The sequence below is a fragment of the Streptomyces sp. NPDC002054 genome (assembly GCF_040296685.1).
GTDB lineage: Bacteria > Actinomycetota > Actinomycetes > Streptomycetales > Streptomycetaceae > Streptomyces.
Window position 1 is genome coordinate 19,452 of the sequence record NZ_JBEOXT010000040.1, and the last position, 17,619, is coordinate 37,070.

The 17,619-nt window shown below is 73.7% G+C and carries 14 protein-coding genes and 1 other RNA gene; 9 read left to right on the plus strand and 6 right to left on the minus strand.

The features are described from left to right. Positions 1-87: 87 nt before the first annotated feature. Positions 88-3,930, minus strand: coding sequence for an FHA domain-containing protein (locus ABT123_RS30525; protein ID WP_351320526.1), 3,843 nt, complete (start codon positions 3,928-3,930; stop codon positions 88-90). A gap of 392 nt (positions 3,931-4,322) precedes the next feature. On the opposite strand from ABT123_RS30525, the gene ABT123_RS30530 reads away from it, so the two are divergent. After that, positions 4,323-6,131: a serine/threonine-protein kinase gene (locus ABT123_RS30530; protein ID WP_351320528.1), complete on the plus strand. Its 1,809-nt coding sequence runs from the start codon at positions 4,323-4,325 to the stop codon at positions 6,129-6,131. A 145-nt stretch (positions 6,132-6,276) separates the two neighbouring features. After that, on the plus strand, positions 6,277-7,536 hold the full coding sequence (locus ABT123_RS30535; RefSeq protein ID WP_351320530.1) for a serine/threonine-protein kinase: 1,260 nt from the start codon (positions 6,277-6,279) through the stop codon (positions 7,534-7,536). A gap of 155 nt (positions 7,537-7,691) precedes the next feature. Here the strand turns inward: ABT123_RS30535 and ABT123_RS30540 are convergent, their stop codons facing one another. Then, a complete protein-coding gene (locus tag ABT123_RS30540; protein WP_351320532.1) occupies positions 7,692-8,723 on the minus strand; it encodes an isopenicillin N synthase family dioxygenase in 1,032 nt (343 codons plus the stop codon). 271 nt (positions 8,724-8,994) lie between these two features. On the opposite strand from ABT123_RS30540, the gene prfB reads away from it, so the two are divergent. Further along, positions 8,995-10,104, plus strand: a complete 1,110-nt coding sequence (prfB, locus tag ABT123_RS30545; RefSeq protein WP_351320534.1) for a peptide chain release factor 2 — start codon at positions 8,995-8,997, stop codon at positions 10,102-10,104. Positions 10,105-10,198: 94 nt separating this feature from the next. Here the strand turns inward: prfB and ABT123_RS30550 are convergent, their stop codons facing one another. After that, positions 10,199-10,390: a hypothetical protein gene (locus tag ABT123_RS30550; protein WP_351320536.1), complete on the minus strand. Its 192-nt coding sequence runs from the start codon at positions 10,388-10,390 to the stop codon at positions 10,199-10,201. A 225-nt stretch (positions 10,391-10,615) separates the two neighbouring features. On the opposite strand from ABT123_RS30550, the gene ftsE reads away from it, so the two are divergent. The 5 genes from ftsE (at position 10,616) to ssrA (ending at position 14,545) form a co-directional block, all read left to right on the plus strand. Then, positions 10,616-11,305 (plus strand): cell division ATP-binding protein FtsE, encoded by a 690-nt coding sequence (ftsE, locus tag ABT123_RS30555; protein WP_351320538.1) that lies wholly within the window; start codon positions 10,616-10,618, stop codon positions 11,303-11,305. An 18-nt stretch (positions 11,306-11,323) separates the two neighbouring features. Then, entirely contained in the window at positions 11,324-12,286 is a 963-nt protein-coding gene (ftsX, locus tag ABT123_RS30560; RefSeq protein WP_351320540.1) for a permease-like cell division protein FtsX, read from the plus strand. A 67-nt stretch (positions 12,287-12,353) separates the two neighbouring features. Next, positions 12,354-13,568, plus strand: coding sequence for a S41 family peptidase (locus ABT123_RS30565; RefSeq protein WP_351320542.1), 1,215 nt, complete (start codon positions 12,354-12,356; stop codon positions 13,566-13,568). Between the two features lie 18 nt (positions 13,569-13,586). Beyond that, on the plus strand, positions 13,587-14,072 hold the full coding sequence (gene smpB, locus ABT123_RS30570) for an SsrA-binding protein SmpB (RefSeq protein WP_351320544.1): 486 nt from the start codon (positions 13,587-13,589) through the stop codon (positions 14,070-14,072). A gap of 84 nt (positions 14,073-14,156) precedes the next feature. After that, positions 14,157-14,545, plus strand: a transfer-messenger RNA (tmRNA) gene (gene ssrA / locus ABT123_RS30575). 77 nt (positions 14,546-14,622) lie between these two features. On the opposite strand, the gene ABT123_RS30580 is transcribed toward ssrA, so the two are convergent. The 3 genes from ABT123_RS30580 to ABT123_RS30590 all read right to left on the minus strand — a co-directional run bounded on the left by ABT123_RS30580 (position 14,623) and on the right by ABT123_RS30590 (position 16,540). Beyond that, positions 14,623-14,880 (minus strand): Txe/YoeB family addiction module toxin, encoded by a 258-nt coding sequence (locus ABT123_RS30580; RefSeq protein WP_351320546.1) that lies wholly within the window; start codon positions 14,878-14,880, stop codon positions 14,623-14,625. Beyond that, complete coding sequence (locus ABT123_RS30585; RefSeq protein ID WP_351320548.1) at positions 14,877-15,152, minus strand: type II toxin-antitoxin system Phd/YefM family antitoxin; 276 nt, start codon at positions 15,150-15,152, stop codon at positions 14,877-14,879. The genes ABT123_RS30580 and ABT123_RS30585 overlap by 4 nt, the downstream gene beginning before the upstream one ends. Positions 15,153-15,220: 68 nt before the next feature. Next, positions 15,221-16,540 carry an MFS transporter gene (locus ABT123_RS30590; protein WP_351320550.1) on the minus strand — a complete coding sequence of 440 codons (1,320 nt, stop codon included), beginning with the start codon at positions 16,538-16,540 and terminating at the stop codon, positions 15,221-15,223. 98 nt (positions 16,541-16,638) lie between these two features. Between ABT123_RS30590 and ABT123_RS30595 the strand changes: the two genes are divergently transcribed. Continuing rightward, positions 16,639-17,607, plus strand: a complete 969-nt coding sequence (locus ABT123_RS30595; RefSeq protein WP_351320552.1) for a LysR family transcriptional regulator — start codon at positions 16,639-16,641, stop codon at positions 17,605-17,607. Positions 17,608-17,619: the final 12 nt, after the last annotated feature.

Below are 17,619 nucleotides of genomic sequence, written 5' to 3' on the forward strand. Positions count from 1 at the left end.
CCGCAATACCGCGTGGCGCCTGCCGGTGGCATTCGTGGCGCCCGCTTGTGGCGTTTGTCGCGCCTGCCTGTGGCGTTCCGGCCCGGTCTACGGGGCGGGCGGGAACAGCACGGGTATCGCCGAGACCAGGTGCGAGGCCCGGTCCAGGGCGCTGGCCAGCAGGGCGAGGTCGGTCGGGCCGTTGCCCAGCTCGCGCACCGGGCGGCGGGCCGGAGGATCACCCATCCGCTCCCACTCCACCGGCACCACCGTCGGCCGCTGGGTGGCGGTCCGCGGGATCCGGCCGGTCACCCGGCCGCCCTGGAAGGGAACGCTCCGCCCGTCCGGGAACCACAGCAGACCCCGGCCGGGGCCGGGCTGGTCGGGGGCGTCGAGCTCCACCCGCAGCCGCGCCAGCCGGGCCGGTTCGGTGCCGGCGGTGCGCTCCGGGCGGGCGCTGGTGGCGACCAGGTGCACCCCGAGCCGGCCGCCCTCGCGGGCCACCGCCTCCAGGGCGCGGACCACCGAACCGGCGGCCGGCCGGCCGGTACTGCCCAGCGCGGGCGCGACCAGCGCGTCGAAGTCGTCCACCAGCACCACCAGCCGGGGCAGCGGGCTCGGCCCGGCCGCCGGTTCGGTGCGGGTGGCGGTCGTCCGCAGCCGCAGGGTGCCCGTGCGCTGCGGGTCCAGATCGCCGTTGCCGCGGTGCTCGCCCGGGCTGGGCTGCCGCGGGGCGATCATCCGCTCGGCCACTTCGGCCGGGGGACGTGCGTGCCACTCGCTGAACGGCACCCCGTCCAGCAGCTCTGAACGGCGCTTCAGCTCGGCGCCGAGGGCCTGCGCGAACTCCCGCATGCGCAGCGGATCGGAGGCGACCAGATGCGCCGAGACGTGCGGCAGCTCGGTACAGGGCGCCAGGCCCTCGCCGCGCTCCCCGCCGGCCCCGTCCAGCAGGACCAGTCCGAGCCGGTCCGGCCGCGCGGCGGAGGACAGCGAGGCGGCGACGGACCGGAGCAGTTCGGTCCGCCCGCTGCCGGGCGGGCCCTCGATCAGCAGGTGCGGGCCGTCGGCCACCAGCTCGGCCCCGACCGGCCCGCGCCGCCCGCTGCCGAGGATCACCTCCGCCAGGCCGCCGACGGCCTGCCCCTGGTCGGTGGCGGCTGCCCAACGGGCCATCAGCGAGGCCGGGGTGGCCCGGGCCAGGCCCAGCTCGTCCAGCAGCCGCGCGGTCTGCGGCAGTGCGGCGGCGGTGGCCGGGCGGGCCGCGGGGCCGGGGGCGCCGGCCTCGGGGCGGAGCGGGGCCAGCGCGCGGGCGAAGCGCTCGGCCCAGGCGGCCGATACGGCATCGGCGGTGGCGCCCCGGCCGTGGCCGACCAGCCGGCCGCCGCTGACCGGGAAGCTCCGGATCGTGGTGGCCACGTCCCCGCTGAGCAGGGCGACGGCACCGCAGTCGCGGAAGGCGGGGGCGGCGGAGCAGGCCGCCTCGAAGGACTCGGCGACGGTCGAGGCGGGGGTGGCCGCCGGAGCCTCCGCCAGGCAGAGCAGGTGGATTCCGGCGGCGGGGCCGTGCGAGGCCAGCCGTCCGGTCAGGTCCCGCAGCGGGCCGGGCCCGGGATCGCCGTCCAGCACGACCAGGGTGTACGGCCCGTCGTACGCCGCGGCGGCCTGCCGGACCGCCTCCGGCTCGGCGGCGGCCCAGTTCGCGCCGAGCGGGCCGTCGTCCAGCCGGCGGGTCAGCTCGCCGGTGCGGGCGGTGGCCTGGTCGCGGTCGTAGGCCAGCAGCAGCCGGCAGTCCTGCCCGTGCGCGGGCCGGGTGTGCGGCAGCCAGCCGAGCCAGCCCCAGTCGCGGACCCGGTCCGCGACGGGGCGGGCGCGGTCGTTGGCGAGCAGTACGATCTCCAGCTCGGCGGGGGAGTGCAGGGCGGCGAGCTGCGCCACGACCGACCGGGCCAGCCCGGTCAGCCGGGCCCGCGGCCCGGCCAGCCCGAGCGCCCCGGAGTCGCGCAGCGACACCCGGCTGCCGGCGCCGAGCCCGGCGCTCAGCGCCATTGCGGGGTCCCGCGTCCAGAGTTGGGCGGTGGGGCCGAGCGCGGCCAGCAGGAGCGCGGCGGGGTTGTCGCCGCCGGGCACGCACTCGGCCTCGGCCTCGACCACGGCGGCCTCCGCCGCCTCGGCGAACTCCTCCCGCCCGACCCACCTCCGCGCCCAGGCGCCGATCCCGCGCCGCACCTTCCGCGCCATGGCTCCGCCGGTGCTGTTGCCGTCTGCCCCGGCTGCGGCGGGCGCCTGCTGCGCGCGGCCTGCGGCCCCGGCGGGCGCCCCGGCTCCGCCGGGGGTTGCGTACGCGCCGGCTGCGCCGGCGGCGGGCCGGCCGGTGCCGGAGCCTGCGGCCCGGCCGGGTGCTCCGGCTGCGCCGGGGGCGTGCTGTCCGGGGCCTGCGGCCCCGCCCGCCGCTGCCTGGCCGGCGCCGGGTGCCCCGGCTGCGCCGAAGGCTTGCTGCTCGGGGCCTGCCGCCCCGGCAGGGCGGGGCGCGGCCCCGTGCGGCTCCGCCGCGAACGCCCCGGCCCCGCCGCTGGCGCGCCGGCCCGCGCCGGGCGCTGCCTGGCCAGCGCCGGGTGCGCCGGGTGCGGCGTAGGCACCGGCTCCGCCGGAGGCGTACGGGCCCGTGCCGGGGCCTGCGGCCCGGCCGGGGGCCGGTTGACCGGGCCGGCCGGTGCCGTGTGCCCCGGCGGGCCCACCGGCTGCGCCGGGCCCGTGCTGCGCGGGGCCTGCGGCCCCGGCCGCGCCGGGTCCGTGCCCGGGGTCGCCGGGGGCTGCGTACGCGCCGGCTCCGCCGGTGGCGGGCCGGCCCGCGCCGGAGCTTGCGGCACCGCCGGGCGCTTCGGCTACGCCGGGGGTGTGCTGTTCGGGGCCTGCGGCCCCGGCGGGCTGGCCGGGCCGGTGGCTCGCGCGGGGCGCGACATACGCACCGGCTCCGCCGGGCGCTGCGTACGCGCCGGCTCCGCCGGTGGACTGGCCTGTGCTGGGGGCTGCCGCCCCGGCCGCGCCGGGCCCGTGCCCGGGGTCGCCGGGGGCTGCGTATGCACCGGCTCCGCCGGTAGCGGGTCGGCCCGGGCCGGGGGCTGCGGCACCGCCGGGGGCCGGGTGACCCGCCCCGGCGGGCGCATCGGCTCCGCCGGGCCGGTGGCCCGGGTCGTGGCCGGGGGCTGCGGCCCCGCCCGCCGCTGCCTGGCCGGAGCCCGGTGCATCGGCCCCGCCGGGGGCTGCGTACGCAGCGGCTGAGCCCGGGGCATCGCCGGGGCGGGAGGCGTTCGGGAGGGACAGGTGGCCCTCGGAGTCCGGGGTGAGGGGGAGGGGGACCTGCGGGGGCGGGGTCAGGAGGAGGGTGGATTCGCCTAGGCGGAGGAGGGCGCCCGGGGGCAAACGCACCGGGTCCGGGCCGACCATCGAGCCGTCCACCGTCGTGCCGTTCGTCGAGCCGAGGTCCGCGACGCCGACCCGGCCGTCCTCGCCCACCACCACCGCGCAGTGCAGCCGCGACACGTCCGGGTCGTCCAGCGGGACGTCCGCCTCGCCGGACCGCCCGATGCGGATCTGGCCGGGGTGGAGGAGGTGGACCCCGCCTGCGTCCGGCCCCGCCACCACGTGGAGCTGGGCCGTGGAGCCGGGCAGCGAGGCGCCCTCGGCCTCGGGGACCGGCGCGTGCAGGGCCAGTACCGCCCCGTCCACCAGCGGGGGTTCGCCGAGTATCCGGCGCTGCAGGTCGAGCCGTTCCGCACCGGCATACAGGATCACCGTGCCCCCGGTGTCCGGGCCGCCGACGGTCGCGGCCAGGCCGGAGGCCACCGCCGACAGAGGCGTGCCGACGGGCGCGGTGACGAGCACGTCACAGGTCGCGGGCACGGTCTGGTGGCCGCCCCGCGGCCCGATGACGGTCAGCCGGATCTGCATCGCCGTCGCGGTCCCTTCTGCGCGGTGCGCACGGCGCCCGGCGGGACACGAACGGCGGGACATGACAGTCCGGTTCGCCCCCCACCCGGCGCGGACGCGTCCGTCCGGTCAGGTTTGCCGGAACGCCGGGCTCCCGCCCCGTCGTTCCGTACTGGATGCATCCTCGCACCTGCCGCCGACAACACGCCCGGCACCCGCCAATAAGTGATCTTGAAAGATCGATTCGGCGTGCAAATCCGGACGTAAAACGCCTGCGGCATACCCGCCAAACCTCACCCTTCGCACATATGTACGGCAACCAACCTTCCGTGCCCCGCGTCTACCGGGGGGACACCCCCTAAAGTGGGCCGACAGCGAAACAGCAAAAACAGCAACAGCAGGGGAGCGCGAGCGTGCGGCCAGTCGGCAGCAAGTACCTGCTCGAGGAGCCGCTCGGACGCGGCGCCACGGGCACCGTCTGGCGTGCGCGCCAGCAGGACACCGCCGGATCCGGCGAAACGGTCGCCATCAAGGTTCTCAAGGAAGAGCTGGCGAACGACGCCGACATCGTCATGCGCTTCCTCCGGGAGCGCTCGGTGCTGCTCCGGCTGACCCACGCCAATATCGTCCGCACCCGCGACCTCGTCGTCGAGGGCGACCTCCTCGCCCTGGTGATGGACCTGGTCGAGGGCCCGGACCTGCACAAGTACCTCCGGGAGAACGGCCCGCTGACCCCGGTCGCCGCGAGCCTGCTGACCGCCCAGATCGCGGACGCGCTCGCCGCCAGCCACTCCGACGGGGTGGTCCACCGCGACCTGAAGCCCGCCAACGTGCTGCTCGACGAGAGCGACGGGCAGATGCGCCCGATGCTCACCGACTTCGGCATCGCCCGGCTGGCCGACTCCCCGGGCCTGACCCGCACCCACGAGTTCGTCGGCACCCCCGCCTATGTGGCCCCCGAGTCCGCCGAAGGCCGCCCGCAGACCTCCGCCGTCGACATCTACGGCGCCGGGATCCTGCTGTACGAGCTGGTCACGGGTCGGCCGCCGTTCGCCGGCGGGACCGCGCTGGAGGTGCTCCACCGCCACCTCAGCGAGGAGCCGCAGCGCCCGTCCACCGTGCCCGAGCCGCTGTGGACGGTCATCGAGCGCTGCCTGCGCAAGGAGCCGGGGGAGCGCCCCAGCGCGGAGAGCCTGGCCCGCGCGCTGCGCGTGGTCGCCGCCGGCATCGGCGTGCACTCCGCCCCGGCCGATGTCGAGGCCGCCCTCGGGGTCGGCGCCCTGCTCGCCCCCGACCCCTCGCCGGCTCCGGTCCCGGAAACCCCGGGTGCCGCCGACCCGACCCAGGTGCTGCCGTCCGGGGCCGCGTCCCCGATGGGCGCGTACGACCCGAACGGCGCGACCAGCGTGCTGCCGCCGGTCGGCGCGAACGATGCCACCTCGGTGCTGCCGAGCACCGGCGGCCCCGGGGCCCCGGCCGCCGACCCCACCGCCGTGATGCCGCCCGTGCAGCGCCCGGACTCGCCGCACCCGTGGCAGTCCCAGATGCAGGCCGCCCGGGACCGGAACGAGCAGACCCAGATCCAGTACCTGGACCCCAGCGAGGACCCGCTGCGCCGGCGCCCGCAGCGCCAGACGCCGCCGGCGGCCCCGCCGTACCAGGAACCGGGCTCCCGGCGGCCCCGGCCGCAGCAGCCGCCCCAGCAGCAGCCGCCTCAGCAGTACCGGCAGGCGCCCCCGCCGCCCCAGCACTACCAGCAGCAGCCCCCGCCGCAGGCGTACCAGCAACCGCACCAGCAGTACGCGCCTCCGCCGCCGCAGCACTACCAGCCGCAGCCGCCGCCCCAGGCGTACCAGCAGCCCCAGCAGCAGCGCCCGCAGCCGCAGCCCCACCAGCCCCAGTACCAGCCGCCGGCACCGCCGCCGCAGCAGCCCGCACCCCGGGAGCCCCGCGCCCCGCGCGAGCCGCGCCGCAGCGCCAACCCGATGCGGATCCCGGGCCTCGGCTGCCTCAAGGGCTGCCTGTTCATGATCGTGCTGTTCGTGGTGGCCGGCTGGCTGATCTGGGAGTTCACCGGGCTCCAGGAATGGGTCGGCACCGGCAAGGGCTGGTGGGACCAGCTCTGGTCCTGGGGCTCCGGCGTCGTGGACTGGATCGGCGACATCGGCGGCAGCGGCGGAGATGGCGGAGCCGGCGGAGGTAGCGGTTCCGGTACTCAGTAGCGCCGAGTCAGTGGATTTGTCGACATCCAGGGCATGATTTCGCCCGCAGAAGTGAAGGTCGTCGCAAATCCAGGCCCCTAGTGGCCTCCAACCCTCACCCGGACGCGTAGCTTTGGGGCGTACGCCAGCCGCTGAGGGAGCAGTTGTGGCACGGAAGATCGGCAGCCGGTACACCGCCCACCAGATCCTGGGGCGCGGCAGCGCCGGCACGGTGTGGCTCGGGGAGGGCCCGGACGGGCCCGTCGCCGTCAAGCTCCTCCGCGAGGACCTCGCGTCCGACCAGGAGCTGGTGGGGCGGTTCGTCCAGGAACGCAGCGCGCTGCTCGGGCTGGAGCATCCGCATGTGGTCTCCGTCCGCGACCTCGTCGTCGACGGCAACGACCTGGCCCTGGTCATGGACCTGGTCCGCGGCACCGACCTGCGCACCCGGCTCGACCGGGAGCGCCGGCTCGCCCCCGAGGCGGCCGTTGCGATCGTCGCCGACGTCGCCGACGCGCTGGCCGCGGCCCATGCGGCCGGGGTGGTCCACCGGGACGTCAAGCCGGAGAACGTCCTGCTCGACATGCAAGGTCCGCTCGGCCCCGGCGGTGCCCACCCGGCGCTGCTCACCGACTTCGGCGTGGCCAAGCTGATCGACTCGCCGCGCCGGGCGGGCCCGCCGCCGGGCGCCCCGCGCTCCGCGCAGCCCACCCGGATCATCGGCACGCCGGACTACCTGGCTCCGGAGATCGTCGAGGGGCTGCCGCCGCGCGCCGCGGTGGACATATACGCCCTGGCCACGGTCCTGTACGAGCTGCTGGCCGGGTTCACGCCGTTCGGCGGCGGGCACCCGGGCGCGGTGCTGCGCCGCCATGTCACCGAGACCGTGGTGCCGCTGCCCGGCATCCCGGACGAGCTGTGGCAGCTGATCGTCCAGTGCCTGGCCAAGGGGCCGGCGTCCCGGCTGCGGGCCTCCGAGATGTCCGTACGGCTGCGGGAGCTGCTGCCGCTGCTGGCCGGCATGCCGCCGCTGGACGTGGACGAGCCGGACGATCTGGAACCGGCGGAGTCCGCACCGGCGGAGGAACCGCCGGCCGAGGTGGAGCGGCGGCGGGGCGTGGTCCCGCTGGTGCCGGGGTCTGCGACCGACTCGAACCGGGACACGCACACGTCGATGCGGGTGCCGGGGCCGGAGGAGCTGGCGGGCGGGGCGCTGGGCACGGCTCGGGTGCCACGCCCGGCCGGCGGTCACCGGCCGGGCTCCGCCCGGCACCGGGCGGAGGCGGCGCGCAAGCGGAGGCTGGTGCTGTCCGTATCGGCGCTGGTGCTGGCCACCGCTGCCGGGCTGGGCACCTGGCTGGCCGTCTCCGACAGCGACGACCCCCCACCCCAGGACACCAAACAGTCAGTCCCCTCCCACCCGTAGCCGAGGCCTGAGCCCGGACCCGCCCCCGGCGGAAGCTGCGAGCAGCGATCCCGCTGCGCGGAGCCTTCCCCCACCCCGCCCCTTCCCGAAACCGGGGCTCCGCCCCGGACCCCGCCGGTTGCCCGGACCCCGCCGGTTGCCCGGGCTCCGCCCGGTTACGCCGAGGTGAGGGTCGGGTGCCAGCGGCGGGCTACGGCCGGGTGGGCGCGGGCGAAGCCCTTCAGTTCGTTGCGGCCGTACTCCCGGTACAACGGGTTCGCCGCGTCGTGCGACAGGCCCGGCGCCTCCTCCAGGTACGCGCCGGGAACCGTCTCCACGACCGTGTCCAGCCGCGGGTTGTAGAAGAACGGCACGGAGTACCGTTCCACCGCCCCCGGCGGGCTCACCACCCGGTGGTCCGTCGCCTTCAGGTACCCCTCGGTCGCGATCTCCAGCAGCTCGCCCAGGTTCACCACGAAGGCCCCGTCCAGCGGCGGCACGTCCAGGTAGCCCCCGTCCTTCACCACCTGCAGCCCGCCCACCGAGTCCTGCAGCAGCAGCGTCAGGAAGCCGTAGTCCTTGTGCGCGCCCACGCCCTGCCCGGCGCCCGTCGGGTCCGCCCCGGGATAGCGGATCAGCTTCGTGTGCAGGTGCGGCCGGTCCGCGAAGGCCGCGTCGAAGAAGTCCTCCGGCGCGCCGATCGAGGCCAGCAGCTCCCGGAGCAGCCGGTGTGCGACCGCCGCCAGCCGTTCCTGCCAGGCGAGTACGGCCGGCCGCAGCTCGGGCAGCGCGGCCGGCCACTGGTTGGGGCCCTCCAGCCACAGGTACGCCGGGTCCCCCGGCTTCAGCTCCGGCGCCGGCCGCTCCGCCCCCACGTCCAGCTGGTCGCGCCAGTCGGAGGCCCCGCCGGTCACCTCGTGGCCGATCCGGGTGTACCCGCGGAAGTGCGGCGAGTTCAGATTGCTCACCGACAGCCGCTCCGCCTCCGGAAGGGCGAAGAACTGCCTGGTCAGGTCCAGGATGCGGGCGGCCTCGGCAGCGCTGACGCCATGCCCGGTCAGATGCAGGAACCCGGTGTCCCGGGCCGCCTCGTGCAGTTCCTCGCGGAACGCGGGCCGCAGGGCGGGATCCCCGGCCCGGGAGAGGTCCAGGACGGGGAGAGAGGAGAGCGGGCTGTGCGGCGTGTGCGGGGTGTGCGCGGACGGCATGACGGCTCCGTTTCGGATGTCACGGGGTCCTGCTCCCAGTGGTGGCGGGAGGGCGGGTGGGGGGAGGCCGGCCGGCAGGGGTGGCGCCGGGGTCGCGCGGGCCGCCGTACAGGACCGAAGGAATCAGGCAGGTCAAGCGCTGGTTCAGTCCGGCGGCAGACAGCTCGTGGTCGTGACACGCGGGTGGTCCACATGGCGTCGGCGCACGAGAACATGCATAGCCCGAGGGTACGCCGGACGGCCCCGCCCGGGGACCGGCTACGCTGGACCCGTGGCAGTCGTCGATGTTTCCGAAGAGCTGAAGTCCCTCTCCTCGACCATGGGGTCGATCGAGGCCGTCCTGGACCTCGACAAGCTGAGGGCAGAAATCGCCGTGCTCGAGGAGCAGGCCGCGGTCCCGTCCCTGTGGGACGACCCCGAGGCAGCCCAGAAGATCACGAGCAAGCTTTCGCACCTCCAGGCCGAGGTCCGCAAGACCGAGGCCCTGCGCAGCCGTATCGACGACCTGGCCGTGCTGTTCGAGCTCGCCCAGGAGATGGAGGACGCGGACACCCTCGCCGAGGCCGAGGCCGAGCTGGCGTCGGTCCGCAAGGCGCTGGACGAGATGGAGGTCCGTACCCTCCTCTCCGGCGAGTACGCCGAGCGCGAGGCCCTGGTCAACATCCGTGCCGAGGCCGGCGGCGTCGACGCCTCCGACTTCGCCGAGCGCCTCCAGCGGATGTACCTCCGCTGGGCCGAGCGCCACGGGTACGCGACCGAGGTGTACGAGACCTCGTACGCGGAAGAGGCCGGCATCAAGTCGACCACCTTCGTGGTCAAGGCCCCCTACGCCTACGGCACCCTCTCCGTCGAGCAGGGCACTCACCGTCTGGTCCGCATCTCGCCCTTCGACAACCAGGGCCGCCGCCAGACCTCCTTCGCGGGCGTCGAGGTGCTCCCGGTCGTCGAGACCAGCGACCACGTCGAGATCGACGAGTCCGAGCTGCGCGTGGACGTCTACCGCGCCTCCGGCCCCGGCGGCCAGGGCGTCAACACCACCGACTCGGCGGTCCGGATCACGCACATCCCGACCGGCATCGTGGTCTCCTGCCAGAACGAGCGCTCCCAGATCCAGAACAAGGCGAGCGCCATGAACGTCCTCCAGGCCAAGCTGCTGGAGCGGCGCCGCCAGGAGGAGCAGGCCAGGATGGACGCCCTCAAGGACGGCGGCAGCTCCTGGGGCAACCAGATGCGCTCCTACGTCCTGCACCCGTACCAGATGGTCAAGGACCTGCGGACGGAGTTCGAGGTCGGCAACCCGCAGGCCGTGCTGGACGGCGAGATCGACGGCTTCCTCGAGGCCGGCATCCGCTGGCGCAAGCAGCAGGAGCAGACCGCCTAAGCAGTCAGTACTCAGCAGTGAGCAGCAATGAGAGGGCCCGGACACCTGGCAAGGTGTCCGGGCCCTCTCACGATCGGGACGCGGCGGAGCAGCGCTACGCGGTCTGGTGCGCCAGCAGAGCCAGCGCTGCGACGAGGACCACCATGAGCGCGATGAGCGCCATCGGGTTCAGGCCGGCGAAGGGGCGCTCCTGCTGGAGGCGCTCCCGGTTCGCCCGGCACACCGGGCAGCGGCCCTGGCTGACGGGCGCGGCGCAGTTCGCGCACACGAGCCGGTCATATGTCATGCGCTCTCCTCCTCTCGTCCCCTGGAACAACGCCTGGGGGAACGCAACCGTTCCCCCTACCACTGTGCCAGCTCCTGCCGCATTCGGCGCGGCCCACCGGGAGAGCCGGACCTCATCGTGGGGACATGGTGGGGATATATCGGGCAACTCAGGACGCCGGGTCCCGGCCTCGCGCCCGTTCGCGTATGGTCACGCACACCTACTCCCGGCGACCGTGGTGCACCCGTGATCCGATTCGACAGTGTCTCCAAGTCCTACCCGAAGCAGAACCGCCCGGCACTCAGGGATGTCTCCCTGGAGATCGCCAAGGGCGAGTTCGTCTTCCTGGTCGGCTCCTCCGGCTCCGGAAAGTCCACCTTCCTCAGGCTCGTCCTCCGCGAGGAGCGCGCGAGCCACGGTCAGGTGCACGTCCTGGGCAAGGACCTGGCCCGGCTCTCCAACTGGAAGGTCCCCCACATGCGGCGCCAGCTCGGCACCGTGTTCCAGGACTTCCGGCTGCTCCCCAACAAGACCGTCGCGGAGAACGTGGCCTTCGCCCAGGAGGTCATCGGCAAGCCGCGCGGCGAGATCCGCAAGGCCGTCCCCCAGGTCCTGGAACTGGTCGGGCTGGGCGGCAAGGAAGAGCGGATGCCCGGCGAGCTCTCCGGCGGTGAGCAGCAGCGCGTCGCCATCGCCCGGGCCTTCGTCAACCGGCCGGCCCTGCTGATCGCGGACGAGCCCACCGGCAACCTCGACCCGCAGACCTCCGTCGGCATCATGAAGCTGCTGGACCGGATCAACCGCACCGGCACCACCGTGATCATGGCGACGCACGACCAGCAGATCGTCGACCAGATGCGCAAGCGCGTCATCGAACTCGAACAGGGCCGTCTCGTCCGCGACCAGTCGCGCGGCGTCTACGGCTACCAGCACTGAAAGGCCCGTGGAAACGCCATGCGCGCCCAGTTCGTCATGTCGGAGATCGGCGTCGGTCTCCGCCGCAATCTGACGATGACCTTCGCCGTCATCATTTCCGTCGCCCTCTCGCTGGCCCTGTTCGGTGGCTCCCTGCTCATGCGCGACCAGGTGAGCCAGATGAAGGGCTACTGGTACGACAAGGTCAACGTCACCATCTACCTCTGCAACAAGAACGACGCCGAGGACAGCGCCAAGGGCGGTGCCGGCGGCTCCGGCTCGGGTGCCGGCGCCGGCGCCCTGTGCTCCAAGGGCGCGGTGACCACGGAGCAGAAGCAGCAGGTCGAGGGCGAGCTCAAGAAGCTCGACATCGTCGAGACGGTCCGGTACGAGTCCGCCGACGAGGCCTACAAGCACTACAAGGAGCAGTACGGGCACACCGCACTCGCCTCCACCATCACCCCGGACCAGATGCAGGAGTCCTTCCGGGTCAAGCTCAAGGATCCCGAGAAGTACAAGGTCATCACCAGCGCCTTCGCCGGCCGCGACGGGGTCCACTCGGTGCAGGACCAGCGCTCCTACCTGGACAACCTGTTCCGGATGCTGAACTACCTCAACTACGCGGCCCTCGGCATCATGCTGATCATGCTGATCGTCGCCCTGCTGCTGATCGTCAACACGGTGCGCGTCTCGGCGTTCAGCCGTCGGCGGGAAACCGGCATCATGCGGCTGGTCGGTGCCTCCAGCTTCTACATCCAGGTGCCGTTCATCATGGAGGCCGCCTTCGCCGGCCTCATCGGCGCGGTCCTGGCCTGCGGCATGCTCGGTGCCGGCCAGTACTTCGTGATCGACCACGGCGCCACGCTGCGCACCAAGATGGAGCTGATCAACTTCATCGGCTGGGATTCGGTGCTGACCAAGCTGCCGCTGGTGCTCGTCATCGGCGTGCTGATGCCCTCCCTGGCCGCATTCATCGCGTTGCGCAAGTACCTGAAGGTGTGACAAGCGCCCCGTGAGCGGTACGGGCAACCGGCCGTCCCGTCACGGGGCTTGTCCTAGACTCGGCGCCATGCCGGGCCGCCCCCCGTACTGTCTCCGGCCCCGCGACCTGCGTCGCGGGGCCGCTCTGACATTGGCATTACTCGGTGCCCTCGGCACGGCCGCCAGCACCGGCTGCTTCGGCGGGCAGACCGACCACCGCACCGTCGAGATCGCCTCCGTGGACGCGGCAGACCTCGCCGCCCCCGCCGCCTCCGTGGCCGCCTCGCCGGCCCGGCCGCCGGGGACCGCCGACCGGGAAGCGGTGGCCCGGGCCGCAGCCGCGGCCGTCGCCGACGGGAAATCGGGCAAGAAGGCCGCCCAGGAAGTCGTCAGCCGCAGCGGGGACCGCTGGGGCCGGGTCTACGACCGCACCGAGTACGCCGGCTTCGCCTCGGACCTCGAAGGCCGCTGGACCGGCGTCGGCCTGTGGGCCGGCTGCCGCCGCGACGGCAGCGTCGAGGTCGACCGGGTCCAGCCCGGCGGACCCGCCGACCGGGCCGGCATCCGGGCCGGCGACCGCCTGCTCGCGGTGGACGGGATCCGGGTCGCCGGCCTCACCACCACCGAGGTGGTCGCCCTGCTCCGCGGCACCGCCGGTACAAGTGTGGTGCTCAACCTGCGGCGGGACGGCCGCGACCGCACCGAAACCCTGCGCCGCGAGCAGCTGCACACCGAGCCGGTCACCGTCCGGACCCTCCCCGGCGGCATCACCGTGATCAAGGTGTCCGCCTTCACCCGCGGCTCCGGCGACCGGGTCCGCGAAGCCGTCCGCGCCGCTCCGGCCGGCGCCGGCGTCATGCTCGACCTGCGCGGCAACCCCGGCGGCCTGGTCGCCGAGGCCGTGCAGGCCGCCTCCGCCTTCCTCGACGGCGGCCTGGTCGCGACGTACGACGTACGCGGGGTCCAGCGCGCCCTCCACGCGGCCCCCGGCGGCGACACCGCCCGCCCGCTGGTGGCGCTGGTGGACGGCGGCACCATGAGCGCCGCCGAGCTCCTGACCGGCGCCCTCCAGGACCGGGGCCGGGCCGTCGCCGTGGGCAGCCGCACCTTCGGCAAGGGCTCGGTCCAGCTGCCCACGGAGCTCCCCGACGGCTCGGTGGCCGAGCTGACGGTGGGTACGTACCGCACGCCCACGGGCCGCAGCCTGGACGGCCGGGGCATCACCCCGGACCTGACGGCGGGCGGCGAGCGGACGGAGGAGCGGGCCCGCGCGGTATTGGGTGGCCTCGGGGGCACCCGGTAGTGCGAAAATGACCGCACTATGGCAAAGGAAAAGGGGCGGAAGCTGATCGCCCAGAACAAGAAGGCGCGACACGACTACGCGATCCTCGACACCTACGAGTGCGGCATCGTGCTCACCGGCACCGAGGTCAAGTCCCTGCGCCAGGGCCGGGCCTCGCTGGTCGACGGCTTCGTGTCGGTGGAGGGCCGCGAGGCCTGGCTCTACAACGTGCACGTGCCGGAGTACAGCCAGGGCACCTGGACCAACCACAGCGCCCGGCGCAAGCGCAAGCTCCTCATGCACCGCGAGGAGATCGACAAGCTGGAGCGCAAGGCGGAGGAGTCGGGCCACACCGTCGTGCCGCTGTCCCTGTACTTCAAGGACGGCCGCGCGAAGGTCGAGATCGCGCTGGCGAAGGGCAAGAAGGAGTACGACAAGCGGCAGACGCTGCGGGAGAAGCAGGACACCCGGGAGACGAACCGGGCGATCTCGGCGATCCGCCGCAAGCAGCGCGGCACGATTTAACCTCCTGGCACGCGGTGGTCCACTTCGCGTACCATGGCGTCAGCACCCGCCGCTCGCGGCGGGAGCACTTTGTTAAAAAAACATGGGGATGATCGGTTTCGACAGCGGATGTCGATGCAGGGGAAGCGAGCCGAGGAAGCGGCAATGATCTCGCTAACCATATGTCGCAAACAATAATCGCCAACTCCAAGAGCGATAACTCCCGCTTCACCCTCGCTGCCTAATAACAGTGAGCTGAAGCCTCTGTGAGGAGCGTCAGCCCGGAAGTGGTCCCGGTCCGGATCCTGGCGTCAACTAGGGATCTAAACCTCTAGCCCCGGTCACGGGGGTTGGAGGGAAATCAAACAGTGACTGAGCCCGTCGGAGACTTGTCCGTGTGATCTCCGGGGCCGAGAAAATCGCAGCGGACTGCGCTCGGAGAAGCCCTGCTTCTGCACCGTTGGACGCGGGTTCGATTCCCGCCATCTCCACTCATCCCATGTGGGCGAAGGCCCCGCAGCCGAACCGGCTGCGGGGCCTTCGTCATGCCGTGGAAGTCCGGCCGGCCGTGTCAGTAGTGGTAGCGGGCCTTCAGGACCTTCACTTCCTTCTCGTCCGCCCGGTAGACGAGGCGGTGCTCGTCGTCGATCCGGCGGGACCAGTAGCCCGACAGGTCGCCCTTCAGCGGCTCGGGTTTGCCGATCCCGCTGAACGGGTCGCGCTGGATCTCGCCGATCAGGCGGGTGATCCTACGGGCCATCTTCAGGTCCGAGGCGAGCCAGAACAGGAAGTCCTCCCAGGCGGCCGGGTCGAAGTGGACGCTCCTCACTCTTCGCCCCCCGCGAGCTCCCTCAGCTCGTCCATGGTCTTGGTGACCACGGGCGCACTCTCCCTGTCACGGGCCACGGCCTCCATGAGCCGCCGGGCATTGGCGGGGGAGCGGAGCAGGTAGACGGTCTCCTGCCAGGAGTCGTAGTCGTCGGCGGACATGAGGACGGCGTCGCCGTTCTTGGAGGTGATTCGCACCGGGGCGTGGTCGGTGTTGACACGCTCGATGAGCGGGAAGAGCGTGGCCCGGGCCTCGCTGGCGCTTATGGACATGGCGGCTTCCACCCTCTCTGACTGGTACGGCATAAGAGTACAGGATCGGTACCGAAAACTCGTACCAGTCAGGGGGTCTTCGTATTGGTCAGGAGCGGTCGCGGTGACGGCCCCCGCCAGCGTCCCGGCCGGCGGGACACCGCCAGGGCCGTCAGTGCCGCCGCCACCGGCAGCCCGTACGCGGCAGCCGGGCTGAGGTGCTCCACCACCCAGCCGCCCGCCGCCGAACCGCCCGCGATCCCGGCCAGGATGGCCGTCACGGCCAGCGTCATGCCCTCGTTGAGCCGGTCCGGCGGGGTCAGCCGCTGCACCACGGACATCGCGGCGACCATGGTCGGCGCGGTGGCCATCCCCGCCACCAGCAGGGCGCAGGCCAGTAGTGGGAGGAGGCCGGTCAGTACCGCTGCCGACGGCAGGGTCATGGCCAGTGCCAGTGCGAGCACGCAGCCGCGCAGGGACTTCGGGCGGAGCGTGCCGTAGACCAGGCCCGCGATGCAGGAGCCCGTCGCCTGGAGGGCCAGGATCAGCCCGGAGGCGGCTCCCAGGCCGCGGGCGTCGAGGTAGGCGATGGAGGCGATCTCCATCGAACCGAACAGCACACCCAGGGCGAGGAAGAGGAGCAGCAGCGGTCGCATGCCGGGCGTGCGCAGCGGGGAGCCGTGGTGCACGGCGGGGGAGACGGGCGGTTCGGTGCCCCGCTGGGCGGTGAAGATCAGCATGCCGGTGAGCAGGAGCGCCGCGCCGGCCAGGGTGCCCGCCTCCGGGAACACGGCGGTGCAGAGGAAGGCCGCCAGCACCGGCCCGAACATGTAGCAGGCCTCGTCCGCCGCCTGCTCGAAGGACATCGCCGTGTGGTGCGCCTTCGCGTCCCCGCGCAGCAGGTGCGTCCAGCGGGCCCGGGACATGCCCCCGATGTTGGGGGTGGCGGCGATGGCCGCGTAGCAGGCGAACAGGGTCCAGTCCGGGGCCTGCCGGCGGACGCAGAGGATCAGCGCCAGGGCGCCGAGCACCGCGACCAGCGTGGCCGGGAGGGCGATCCGGGCCTGCCCGTACCGGTCGATCAGACGGGCCGTCCACGGCGCCACCACGGCGGTGGCGGCCATTCCGGTGGCAGCGACCCCGCCCGCGAGCGCGTACGAGCCGCGCTGGCCCGCGATCATCATCACCGCGCTGACCCCGAACATGCCGATGGGCAGCCGGGCGATCAGGTTGCCGGTGGTGAACCCGCGGGCCCCCGGGGTGGCGAGCAGCCGCCGGTACGGGGCGAACGGACCCGCCCGCTCCGGGCCCCGGCGGGCGGGTGCCGGGCCGGTCGCGGCCAGCACCAGGGTCTGGCCGGTGGCCGTGATGAGCGGAGCGGAAGGGCGGGTGGTGGTGGCCTGGGTCATGGGGAAAGCCTCGTGGCGGCCTCGGACCTGGGTCCAACACCTGTTCGATGTCTATTTACTCCTGCATGTTGTTAATCGGCACGGGTTAATCTCCTGCGGTGACGAACCGCGATCTCGAACCGCGCCTGCTCCGCGGCTTCCTGGCCGTGGCGGAAGAGCTGCACTTCACCCGTGCCGCCGCCCGGCTGTACGTCGCCCAGCAGGCCCTCAGCCGGGACGTGCGCCGGCTGGAACGGGAGCTGGGCGCCGAGCTGTTCGTCCGCTCCACCCGGCAGGTGGAGCTCACCGCCGACGGACAGCGGCTGCTGCCGCACGCCCGCCGCGTCCTGCGGGCACACGAGGACCTGACCGCCGCCTTCGCCCCGGACCCCGGCCGGCCCCTGCTGATCGACCTCAACACCGACGGGTCCGGCACCGCCCGGACCGTCCTGGAGCGGGCCCGGGAAATCGCCCCGGGCTGCGAGCTGATGGCCCGGTTCGAGAGCGGGCTGACCCATGCCGCCGCCGAGATCCTCGCGGGACGCCTCGACGCCTCCTTCGGCCGGGTCGGCGGACTGGAGCCCGCGGTGCGGGCCCGGCTCGCCTGGCAGGCCGTACGGTACGAGCCGCTCGCCGTGCTGCTGCCCGAGGACCACGCACTCGCCCCGCTGCCGGCCGTGCCGCTCGCCGCGCTCGCCGGTGAGGAGGTGTACGCGGGCGCCGGGAACCCGCGGACCGCGGAATGGACCGACCTCGCCCGCCGCCTGTTCGACGGCCGGGGCATCGCGATCGCGGCGCCGGCGCCGGTGGCCGTCGGCAAGGCGGAGTTCAGCCGGGTGATGGCCAAGACCCGCAATCCGGTGCTGGTGACCGTGGACTTCCCGGACATGCCGGGGAGCGTGAAACGGCCGCTGGTGGACCCCGTACCGCTGTCCCCGCTGTCCCTGGTCTGGCGGAAGGGATTCGGCCACCCCGGGATCGAGGCGCTGCGCGCAGCCGCCGCCGGACTGGCCGGCGTACACGACTGGCTCGGCGTACCGGAGGACGGCTGGCGGCCGGAGGCCCTCAGTTCGACCCCCCTCGCCTGAAGCGCTCACACC